Genomic DNA, 10,217 nt, shown 5'->3' with positions numbered 1-10,217 from the left:
GGGCCTGCACCGCGACCTGCGCGGCGAGCGCCTCACGGCCACCCGCTTCATCCAGGGCCACGCCGTCGACCGCTGGGTCACCGTCCTCGACCACCTCGGCCTCTGCACCGGTCCACGCCAGGACGCCTTCGCCGTGGACCGCGGGGTCGAGCGGCGCTTCGGCCCGGACGTCCTGCCGCTCGCGGACCTGCTGCCCGGCTACGAGCGCAACGCCGATGCGGCCGAGACGCTGCTCGACCTGCTCGAGCGGCACGTCGACCTGGACCCGTCGATCGTGACGGCGGTCCGCGGCCTCGTCGCCCAGGTGCGCGCCGACCGGGCGGGCGCCGCCCGGTCGGGCACAGCGCGGGGTCAGAGCTCGAGCGCGTAGACGAGCAGGTGCACGTCGCCGATCGGGTTCCAGTCGCGCTCCGGCACGCGGACGAACCCGAACCGTTCGTACATCCGGTGCGCGGCGTGCATCACCGGCTGGGTCGACAGCACGACCCGACGCCTCCCGAGAGCCCGCGAGCGGTCGATGCACTCGCGCACGAGGGCGGTGCCGACGCCTCGGCCGCGGCCCTCCGGGGCCACCGCCAGCATCCGGAACTCCGCCTCGTCGGGCCCGGCGATGTCGGCGTACCGGCCCTGGGACCCGACGAAGGTCACCCCTCCGAGGACGGTGCCGCCGGGGTCGACGGCGACGAGCACCTCGGCGTGCTCGGCGCGCGAGGCGACGTCCCGCAGCAGCTCGAGGTACGGGTCCTCGGCGCCGAAGTCGAGCAGGCCGTCGTCGAGGTAGGCCGCGGCGGTGAGGTCACCGAGCCGGGCGAAGTCCTCGGACCGGGCCGCACGCAGCGTGAAGGACATGTCCGGAGTATGCGTCGTGCGACGGACGCGCCGCACCCGGGTCTCGCGCGCCGGCCGCCGTCGAGCGGGTGCTCGGTGGCGTCAGGAGTGCGCGGTTCCCCGAGAGGGGCGCCGTGCACGGCGCACTCGTGGGGCAAGGGCGCACTCCTGCGGGGGACGCGCCTCGCTGGGACCGCCGGGCACGGACCGCCGCACGGGGACCGCCAGGTGGGGTCGCGTCAGGCGGCGAGTCGCCAGGCGAGGACGCCGAAGAGCACGCCGAGCGAGTTGGTGGCCCAGTGCATGCCGACGCTGGCCAGGACGCTGCCGCTGCGGCGGCGCAGCTCGCCGGCGACGACGCCGCCGAAGGCCGTGAAGAGGACCGTGCCGACGACCACCGCCGCCTTGGCCCAGGGCCCGAAGGCCGCGAACGCCTCGCCGACGGCGGCGTTGCCGGTGGCCGAGGCGGCAGCCGGCAGCACGTGCCAGAGCCCGAAGAGCATCGAGGAGCCGAGGAGCACCTGCCACATCCGCGCGTGCCGCGACAGCATGCCCCAGAGCACCGACCGGAAGGCGACCTCCTCGAGCAGCACCGTGCCGAGCGGGATCATGACGAACGCCGTGAGCAGGGCCGACGCCGGCGGCAGGTGGTAGCGCGCGTCGAGGAAGGCGGTGCGGGTCGAGGGCAGGAGCACCCCGACGAGGTACACGAGGCCGACGACGCCGATCACGCCGAGGCCCCAGCGGAGGCCGCGGGCGTGCGTGCGGCGGGCGAGGCCGAGCTGGTGCCAGGTCAGACCCTGCCAGCGGGCGAACGCGATGAGCGCGACGGCACCGACCGGGCCGAGCCACATGGTGTCCCAGCCGAGCAGGTGGTTGGCGAGGTTGACGCCGACGAGGGCGAAGACGACGCTCACCGTGGCCGCGAGGCGGACGCGTCGACCCCGGGCGATGAGGCGCAGGCGGCGGGCGCGGACCCACTCGTGCGTCTCGTGGTGGCGGTGCCGTTCGCGCGCCGGCTGGCTGCCGCCCGAACGGGGCAGCGCGACGGCGCCGGCGCTCGGTGCGTCGACGGCGTGCAGGTGCGCGGTCGGGCTGGTCATCCCGTCGAGGATGACATGCCTTCCTGTACGCCGCACGGCCGTCTCGCCAGGGAGGTGGCCCGTGTCACACGACGCCGGCGTCGCGCGCCGCCCCGTCAGCCCCGCCGCGTCTCGGAGGCCCGGAGCGGGGCGCCCGCCGGGCTGAACGACACGAGCGGCAGCTGCTCGACGAGACGACGCCGCGCCGCCGGCGAGCCGTCGTAGCGCCACCCGGCGAGCGAGGAGAGGTACGGACGCAGGACCGGGCGCAGGAGGGTGTGGCGACGCTCGTACCCGGCGAGCACGTCCGCCGCCTCGTCGACGCCGAGCACCCGGACCGCCGCCGGCCGGGGACCGTGGGCGAACTCGACGCGCGCCGAACCCGCGGCGCTGACGTTGCGGAACCAGTCGGCGCGGCGGCCGTACCCGGCCATGGCGACGGCCTCCCCGGTGGACGGGTCGTACTGCAGCGCCTCGACGACCGCCGTGTACGTGCGCCCGGTGCGCCGCCCGACGTGCTCGACCCTGAGGAAGCGGTGGCCGAGGACCCACCCGAGCCCGTGGTCGTAGAGCGCGTTGGGCGCCGCGTAGACGGTCCGGAGCCAGCGCGGGAGGGGCGTGGCCACCGCGGTCTCAGCGCCGGCGCAGGATCAGCCCGCGCACGTACTCGGCCTGCCCGAGGTGCTTGGCGGCGTCGTCGAGGACCGACACGATCCGCACCCCCACGGTGACGGGAGGGTCCCAGCGAGGGTCGATGACCTCGGCGTAGCGGTCGGCGTCGAGCCCGTCGAGCAGCTGGAGGGTGCGCTCGTGGACGGCGCCCTGGTAGGCCGCGAAGAGGCCGGGGTCGGCGACGGTGAACCGCCCGACGTCGGCGCTGCTCATGCTCCAGCCGTGGGTCTCGGGTGGGTAGGGCAGGCCGAAGCGGTCCATCCAGCCGTCGCCGAGCCAGGCCGAGTCGGTGCCGGCGACGTGGGCCACCTGGTCGTCCTGCTGGCGCGCGAGGTGCCACACGAGCCAGGCGACGTGGTTGGCGTCGGCGTCGGGACGCCAGAGCAGCTCGTCGACGGAGAGCCCGTCGACGACGGCGGGGACGCCCTCCTCGATGCGGCCGAAGCCGTCGACGAGGAGGTCGTGCGCGGTCTTCGTCGTGTCGTCTGCCATCACCCCAGCATGCACCCGGGCACCGACACCGGGGCCGGGACGGCGCGCCCGTCCCCGGTGTCGCGACGCACGGGACGAACCCGGACCTTTCGCTCGGGATGTATCTGGCTCGGGGACTGCGCCTCTGACCCGTCGATGCCCGTCCCGCACGACCCCGCGGGGCGGGCACCCGACACCACATCGAGGAGCCACACCATGACCATCGACATCACCACCCCAGCCGCGGACGTCGCGCGAGCCACGAGCCTCGCCGAGCTGCGCCCGGGTGCGGTCCAGCTTCCCGTCCACCTGCCGGGCGACGCCGGCTACGACGCGGCCCGGCTGCCCTGGAACGTCGCCGTCGACCAGCGTCCGGCCGCGGTCGTCGTCCCGCGCACCGTCGCCGACGTGCAGACCGCCGTCCGTGCGGCCGCAGCCGACGGCCTCCGCGTCGCGGCCCAGAGCACCGGCCACAACGCCGGCCCGCTCGTCGCGCACGGCCTCGAGGACGTCGTCCTCGTGAAGATGCACGAGATGCGCGCCGTCACCGTCGACGCCGTGCGACGCGTCGCACGCGTCGAAGGCGGCGCCATCTGGGTCGACGCCACCGAGCCGGCCGCCGACCACGGGCTCGCCGCCCTGCACGGGAGCTCGCCCGACGTCGGCATCGCCGGGTACACGCTCGGCGGCGGGATCGGCTGGTACGCACGCAAGCTCGGCCTGGCATCGAACAGCGTGACGGCGGTCGAGCTCGTCACCGCAGACGGCGAGCACGTGCGCGCCGACGCGTCGGAGAACCGCGAGTTGTTCTGGGCGCTGCGTGGTGGCGGCGGGAACTTCGGCGTCGTCACGGCGATCGAGTTCCGCCTCCACCCGATCGAGACGGCGTACGCGGGCATGCTGGTGTGGGACGTGCGGCACGCCGACCGCGTCGTGCGCCGGTGGGCCGACTGGGCTTCCGATGCGCCCGACTGCGTCTCGACGTCGCTGCGGCTGCTCAACCTGCCGCCGCTGCCGACGATCCCCGAGCCGCTGCGGGGCCGGTCGCTCGTCGTCGTCGACGGCGCCGTCGTCGGCTGCGACGCGGATGCACGCTCGGTCCTGTCGCTGCTGCGGGGCCTCGGCCCGGAGATCGACACCTTCGACCGCGTGCCGGCTCGTGCGCTGCCCCGCCTCCACATGGACCCGGAGGGCCCGACGCCGGCTGTGTCCGGCTCGACGATGCTCGGTACCCTCACCGACGCGGCGGTCGACACGCTGCTCGAGCAGTCCGGTCCCGACTCGGGCACGTCGCTGCTGTCCACCGAGCTTCGGCAGCTCGGAGGGGCGCTGGCCCGGCCGGTCGAGGGCGGCGGCGCGCTGTCGAGCCTCGACGCGGACCATGCGCTGTTCGCCGTCGGCATCGCTGCGACACCGGAGCTCGCGGCCCGGGGCCGGACCGACGCGGACCGCCTCGTCACGGCGATGCGCCCGTTCGAGTCCGGGCGGACGTACCTCAACTTCGCCGAGGAGCCGACCGACGCCCGGTCGGCGTTCGACGAGCTGACCTGGTTGCAGCTCAAGGGGATCCGGTCGGCGTTCGACCCGGAGAACCGGTTCGTGGCGAACCACCGGGTGCCGCGCCTCTTCGAGGACGGACGCGTCACCGACTGACGCCCCCCGTGGCCGAGAAGACGCCGGCCCCGGATGCTCGAGGTCTCGGGCGTCCGGGGTCGGCCTAGTCTCGGGGCATGCCCTACGACGTCGAGCGCGTCCGCGCGCACTTCCCGGCCCTGCGCGAGGGCGCCGCCCACTTCGACGGCCCGGGTGGCTCCCAGACGCCGGACGTCGTGGCCCAGGCGGTCGCCGCCACGATGACCTCGGCGATCTCCAACCGCGGCGTCGTGACCGCGGCCGAGCGGCGGGCCGACGCGGTGGTGCTCGCCGCGCGGGCGGCGGTCGCCGACCTGCTCGGCGCCGACCCCTCCGGCATCGTCTTCGGTCGCAGCGCCACCGAGCTGACGTTCCACCTGGCGCGGACCCTGTCGGCGTCGTGGGGGCCGGGCGACGAGGTCGTCGTCTCCCGCCTCGACCACGACGCGAACGTCCGCCCATGGGTCCTGGCCGCGCAGTCCCGCGGTGCGACGGTCCGCTGGGTCGAATTCGACCCGGCCACCGGCGAGCTGGACGTGTCGGACGTCGCTGCCGTCGTCGGCGACCGGACCCGGCTCGTGGCCGTCACCGCCGCGTCGAACCTCATCGGCACGCGCCCCGACGTGCCGGCGGTCGCCGAGGTCGCGCACGAGGTCGGGGCCCTGCTCTGGGTCGACGGCGTGCACGCGACGGCGCACGTGGCCACCGACGTGCCGGCCAGCGGCGCGGACTTCTGGGTGTGCTCGCCGTACAAGTTCCTCGGGCCGCACCTCGGCGCGCTCGCAGCCCGACCCGAGCTGCTCGAGACGCTGCGCCCCGCCAAGCTCGTCCCGTCCACCGACACCGTGCCGGAGCGCTTCGAGCTCGGCACGCTGCCGTACGAGCTCCTCGCCGGCACGACGGCCGCGGTCGACTTCCTCGCGACGCTCGACGGTGCGGCCACGGTGACGGCGTCGAGCGGGCGGACGCGTCGTGAGGCGGTCGTCGCGTCGTTCGCCGCCCTCGAGGCGCACGAGGACGCCCTGCTCGCGGTGCTCGAGCAGCGGCTGCGGGCGGTGCCCGGGCTCACGATGTGGAGCAACGCGAAGCGTCGGACGCCGACCCTGCTGTTCACGCTCGAGGGTCATGACCCGCAGGATGTCCGGTTCGCCCTCGCCCAGCGCGGTGTCAACGCGCCCGCCGGCCACTTCTACGCGTGGGAGTGCAGCCACCACCTCGGCCTCGGCGCGGTCGGGGGCGTGCGCGCGGGGCTTGCGCCGTACACGAACGCCGACGACATCGAGCGCCTCGCGCGCGGCGTCGAGGAGGTCGCGTCGTCGGACGCGCGATGACACGCCGCAGCGGGACCGGGACACCCCGGGCGCTCAGCATTGCTCCACGAGGTGAGCCAGCCGGCGCATCAGGCAGGGTGGCTCGTCAGGCGGAGCAATGCTGAGCGCCGCGGGGGTCACCCGTGGCCGCCCGCCCGGCCACGCGACGCGCGGACGGAGCGAGGACGTCGGCGACCCCGGGGCGTGGGCGCGGGCGCGGGATGCCGGCCGGCCCGGCATCGGCATCGGCATCGGCGTCGGCGTCGGCTAGGTTCTCGTGTCCGTGGACCTCCTCGATGCCGTCCGGGACCGCGTCGTGCCGACGGCCGCTGACATCGCGATCGGCAGACGAGCATCCTCGTCGTGCTCGGCATCGCGCTCCTGCTCGTGGCGGTCGCACCACTGTGGCGGGTCGTCCGACTCGTGGTCACCCTGGTCCACGAGCTCGGCCACGCGGTCGTCGGTGTCCTCGTCGGCCGCCGCTTCACCGGGTTCGTCCTGCGCGGGGACATGTCCGGCCATGCCGTGACGCGGGGGCCGGCGCGCGGGCCCGGTCGCGCCGCGTCGACGTGGGCCGGCTACCCGGCACCTGCACTCGTCGGCGCACTCATGGTCTGGGCCGCCGGCCGCGGCTGGTCGGCGCCCCTCGTCACCACCGGCCTGGCCGTGCTCCTGTTCGCGCTGCTCCGCGTGCGCTCGGCGCTGACCGTCGTCGTCATGGTCGTCGTGATCGCCGGGTCGGCGGGGCTGTGGTGGTGGCGGGACGACACCCTCCAACCGCGCGTGCTCGTCGGGCTCGGCGTCGTGCTGCTCGTCGGAGCGTGGCGCCACCTGCTCGCGGTCCTCGCGGACCGCTCGACGGCCAGCGACCCGGCCGTCCTGGCCCAGCTGACCCACGTGCCGCGCGTCCTGTGGAACCTCACCTTCGTGGCCGGGTGCGCCCTCGCGACCTGGGTGGTCGTCGTCGAGCTGTGGACGGCGCTCGCCTGAGGCGTCAGTTGAGGTTCGGTGGCGGTGCCGACGGGTTGGCCACGGCCCCGAGCGTCGCCGCGAACTCCTTCTCGCGACGCACGAGCTCGAGCCCGAGACGCAGCCGCGACTCGGTGTCCACGCACTCGAGCAGGCGCTGGCGGTCGCCGACGTCGAGGCTCACGGTCTGCGGCACGGCGTAGGACAGCAGCCGGTCGTCGCCCGGCATGTCGAGGTCCTTCGCGCCGACCGTCGTCGCGAAGGAGAGCAGCTCGGCGCGCAGCCGGGCCCCGAGCTCGGCCACCGCGACGGCATCGCCCTCGACCTCCTCGAGCCACGTCACCTCGCCCGTCGCGTACGGAGTCCCGGCCGAGGGGTCCACAGCGTCGAGGCGGAACCGCTGCGTGCCCTCGGACACGACGAAGAACCGCTCGTTCTCGAGCGCCGCCGCCTGGGTCAGCAGGGCGCCGCACCCCACCGGGTGCAGGGACACCACGCCGTCGTCGCCGACCTCGTAGCCCTCGCGGATCGCGACGACGCCGAAGACCGGCGAGCGCTGCTGTTGCGCGGCGAGCAGGTCACGCAGCAGCGCGACGTAGCGCGGCTCGAAGATCTGCAGGGGTAGACGCGCTCCGGGTAGGAGCACGGTCCCGAGCGGGAACAGCGGCAGGGTCGCCATCACCCCAGCGTAGGTTCCGGGGCCCGGACGCGTCAGTCCTGCGCGACCACCGGAGTCGGCATCGCCTGCGTGGGCTCGGGCTCCTGGTCCACGACCTGACCCGTGATCGCCTGGGCCAGCCCGAGCGCCAGCCCGACGACCTCGTGGTCGCCGAGGCCGAGGCGGAAGGCGAACGCTGCCGCGTTCGGGGGGCGCAGCTCCGGGTCCTTCTGGAGGCAGTCGGCGATGAGGTCGCGCAGGTCCTGCGGCACCGAGTCGGGCAGTGGCGGCGGCGGCTCGTTGACGTGCGACAGGGCCGTCGCGATCGGGGTGCCCCGGTCGAACGGGCGCCTGCCGGCGAGCATCTCGTGGCCGACGACACCGAGCGCGTACAGGTCGCTCGACCCGGTGGCCGCATGACCGAGCGCCTGCTCGGGGCTGATGTAGTTCGGCGTGCCGAGCATCTCGCCGTGCTGGGTGTGCCCGGACGCGTCGAGAGCGCGGGCGATGCCGAAGTCCGTCAGCTTCACGACGCCGTCGGGACGCACGAGGATGTTGGCGGGCTTGACGTCGCGGTGCACGACCCGGGCCTCATGGGCGACACCGAGCGCGAGCGCCGCCTGGCCGAGGATCGAGCGCACCTCGGTGGGTTCGAGCGGGGCTCGCTCGGCGAGGATCTTCGACAGCGGCTCGCCGTCGACGAGCTCCATGACGAGGTAGGCCAGGCCGTCGTCCTCGCCGTAGTCGAAGACGGTCGCGATGTTGGTGTGCATCAGCGCCGCCGAGTGCACCGCCTCATCACGGAAGCGGAGCGCGAAGAGGCGCTCGTGGTCCGCGTCGGGCCGCATGACCTTGATCGCGACGTGCCGCTGGAGCACGTCGTCGGAGCCCGCCCAGACATCGGCCATGCCGCCGGAGGCGATGCGCCGCTCGAGTCGGTAGCGTGCGCCGAGGACGAACCCTTCGTGCAGACGGTTCATAGGAGATGGCACCCGGGCCTTTCGGACGGAAGGTGCACGTCGTTCGACATCTCAGGGGCCTTCGTCTGCACTCATCGTAAGTGAGGCGCAGACCCGTCTGAGAACTCACGTTCGTGACCGGACAGGTCGCCGGCCCCCGCGCAGCGACCGCGTGGACATACCCACCGCCTTCGGGCTTGAACCACCCGACGGGCCCCGACTCGGCGACGTGCGAAAGGGCCCCGGTTCCGGAGAACTGGGGCCCTTCGTCATCGCGTGCGCGAGGGGGGATTTGAACCCCCACGCCCATAAGGACACTGCCACCTGAAGACAGCGCGTCTGCCGTTCCGCCACTCGCGCGTGACAAGGACACAGTGTGCTGCATCGCCCACCGGATCACCAAACCGGGCGTGCCGGACGGGACGTCATAGGCCGTCGACGACGACCGCGGCCATCTCCATGCAGGCGTCGTGCGTCTTCTTGTTGATCTTCAGCGGGTCCAGGTGCAGGCCCGGCGCGAGCATCGGGTCGTAGGGGATGTCGACGACGGCCCGCACCCACTGCTCGAAGTGCTCGCGGGTGTGGACGCCGGCCCCGATGTCGTTGCCCTTGGCCGACGTGTGCGAGATGACGCAGACGGCGTTGCGGACCAGGTCCCCCCGGCCCATCGCGACGAGCGCGTCGAGGTTCTTCGCCGCGACGACCGACGTGTCGTCCTTGAGCGAGGTGGCGAAGACGAGCAGGTCCGCGCGTGCGGCGGCGGCGAGCCAGTTCGGTGCGAGACGGTTGTTGCCGGTGTCGACGATGATCATCCGGTAGAACCGCGACAGCTGCGTGTGGAGGTCCTCGAACTCCTGCTCGCCGATGATGCGCATCGCCTCGTCGTCGTCGGCCGAGGCCAGGACGTCGAAGGACAGGCCGCGCTGCTCGCGCACCCAGTGCTCGAGCTCGGACGTGCCGGCGTTGGGGTCGCCGGCGATCGTCGGTAGCGCGCCGAGGAGGTCGACGACGGTGCGGTGGTGGCTCTGCGACGGGGCGCGCATGCCGAGGGTGCCCTCGGTCTCGTTGTTGTCCCAGGCCAGGACCGAGCCCGAGCGGTACCGGCCGAGGTAGCTGGCCAGCATGAGGGTGACGAGCGTCTTGCCGCCGCCGCCCTTGGTGTTGATGACCATGATCGTCTTGCGGCCGTTGAGCGGCCGGGCGATGCGGTCGATGCGGTCGCGCTCGAGCAGCTCCTTGGCGCTGGGGCCCAGACCGAACGCCTTGCGCAGGCCCCGGTTGGCCTTGACCTTCTGCCGCTCACCCTTCGAACGGGCCGTGATGAGGTCGTCGGCGCTGGGCCGGTCCGAGCTGCCGGCCCGGTCGACGGGCGTCAGGTCGTGGGTGCGTCCGAGCTCCTCGGCCGCCGCCGCGACGTCCGGGTCGACGGTGGGGGTGGAGGCGTACGCGTCGCGTGCCGCGGTGTGGTCGGTCGTGAAGCGTCCGGTGCGCTCACCGGCGCCCGAGGCCCCCGAACCGCTCGTCGAGGACGACCCGGCGGGCACCCAGCCCGAGTACTCCTCCACTGAGGCGTCGGCGACCTCGGCGTTGTGCTGGAGCGCCTGCCAGTGGCGGGTGGACTCGTCGGCCTCGGTGG

The 10,217-nt window shown here is 73.9% G+C and carries 12 protein-coding genes and 1 tRNA gene; 5 read left to right on the top strand and 8 right to left on the bottom strand.

The window, feature by feature from the left end:
* Positions 1-370: hypothetical protein (locus tag ACPYOM_RS18100; RefSeq protein WP_481347024.1), on the top strand; the 370-nt coding region annotated here is incomplete at its 5' end.
* Here the strand turns inward: ACPYOM_RS18100 and ACPYOM_RS18095 are convergent.
* The 4 genes from ACPYOM_RS18095 to ACPYOM_RS18080 form a co-directional block, all read right to left on the bottom strand.
* Entirely contained in the window at positions 352-885 is a 534-nt protein-coding gene (locus tag ACPYOM_RS18095; RefSeq protein WP_481347023.1) for a GNAT family N-acetyltransferase, read from the bottom strand. The genes ACPYOM_RS18100 and ACPYOM_RS18095 overlap by 19 nt on opposite strands.
* A 182-nt stretch (positions 886-1,067) precedes the next feature.
* Positions 1,068-1,931, bottom strand: coding sequence for a CPBP family intramembrane glutamic endopeptidase (locus tag ACPYOM_RS18090; protein ID WP_481343095.1), 864 nt, complete (start codon positions 1,929-1,931; stop codon positions 1,068-1,070).
* A gap of 95 nt (positions 1,932-2,026) precedes the next feature.
* Positions 2,027-2,536, bottom strand: a complete 510-nt coding sequence (locus tag ACPYOM_RS18085) for a nitroreductase family deazaflavin-dependent oxidoreductase (RefSeq protein WP_481343094.1) — start codon at positions 2,534-2,536, stop codon at positions 2,027-2,029.
* 7 nt (positions 2,537-2,543) lie between these two features.
* On the bottom strand, positions 2,544-3,074 hold the full coding sequence (locus ACPYOM_RS18080) for a mycothiol transferase (RefSeq protein WP_481347022.1): 531 nt from the start codon (positions 3,072-3,074) through the stop codon (positions 2,544-2,546).
* Positions 3,075-3,269: 195 nt separating this feature from the next.
* Here ACPYOM_RS18080 and ACPYOM_RS18075 point away from each other — a divergent pair, with 195 nt between their 5' ends.
* The 4 genes from ACPYOM_RS18075 to ACPYOM_RS18060 all read left to right on the top strand — a co-directional run bounded on the left by ACPYOM_RS18075 (position 3,270) and on the right by ACPYOM_RS18060 (position 6,985).
* Positions 3,270-4,706: an FAD-binding oxidoreductase gene (locus ACPYOM_RS18075; RefSeq protein WP_481347021.1), complete on the top strand. Its 1,437-nt coding sequence runs from the start codon at positions 3,270-3,272 to the stop codon at positions 4,704-4,706.
* Between the two features lie 77 nt (positions 4,707-4,783).
* On the top strand, positions 4,784-6,016 hold the full coding sequence (locus ACPYOM_RS18070) for a cysteine desulfurase-like protein (RefSeq protein ID WP_481347020.1): 1,233 nt from the start codon (positions 4,784-4,786) through the stop codon (positions 6,014-6,016).
* 97 nt (positions 6,017-6,113) lie between these two features.
* Positions 6,114-6,266 (top strand): hypothetical protein, encoded by a 153-nt coding sequence (locus tag ACPYOM_RS18065; RefSeq protein WP_481347019.1) that lies wholly within the window; start codon positions 6,114-6,116, stop codon positions 6,264-6,266.
* A gap of 92 nt (positions 6,267-6,358) precedes the next feature.
* Complete coding sequence (locus ACPYOM_RS18060) at positions 6,359-6,985, top strand: M50 family metallopeptidase (protein ID WP_481347018.1); 627 nt, start codon at positions 6,359-6,361, stop codon at positions 6,983-6,985.
* Between the two features lie 4 nt (positions 6,986-6,989).
* Here the strand turns inward: ACPYOM_RS18060 and ACPYOM_RS18055 are convergent, their stop codons facing one another.
* From ACPYOM_RS18055 to ACPYOM_RS18040, 4 genes are all read right to left on the bottom strand, one after another.
* Positions 6,990-7,643 (bottom strand): LON peptidase substrate-binding domain-containing protein, encoded by a 654-nt coding sequence (locus tag ACPYOM_RS18055; protein WP_481347017.1) that lies wholly within the window; start codon positions 7,641-7,643, stop codon positions 6,990-6,992.
* A 32-nt stretch (positions 7,644-7,675) separates the two neighbouring features.
* Positions 7,676-8,602 carry a serine/threonine-protein kinase gene (locus ACPYOM_RS18050; protein WP_481347016.1) on the bottom strand — a complete coding sequence of 309 codons (927 nt, stop codon included), beginning with the start codon at positions 8,600-8,602 and terminating at the stop codon, positions 7,676-7,678.
* Positions 8,603-8,858: 256 nt separating this feature from the next.
* Positions 8,859-8,941 (bottom strand) — tRNA-Leu (locus tag ACPYOM_RS18045).
* 65 nt (positions 8,942-9,006) lie between these two features.
* On the bottom strand, positions 9,007-10,217 hold a 1,211-nt coding region (locus ACPYOM_RS18040; RefSeq protein ID WP_481347015.1), incomplete at its 5' end, for a MinD/ParA family ATP-binding protein.

The sequence above is a fragment of the Monashia sp. HAY1-2A genome (assembly GCF_056755315.1).
Note: the sequence above shows the minus strand (reverse complement) of the source record. Positions and strands in the feature narration are given on the sequence as shown.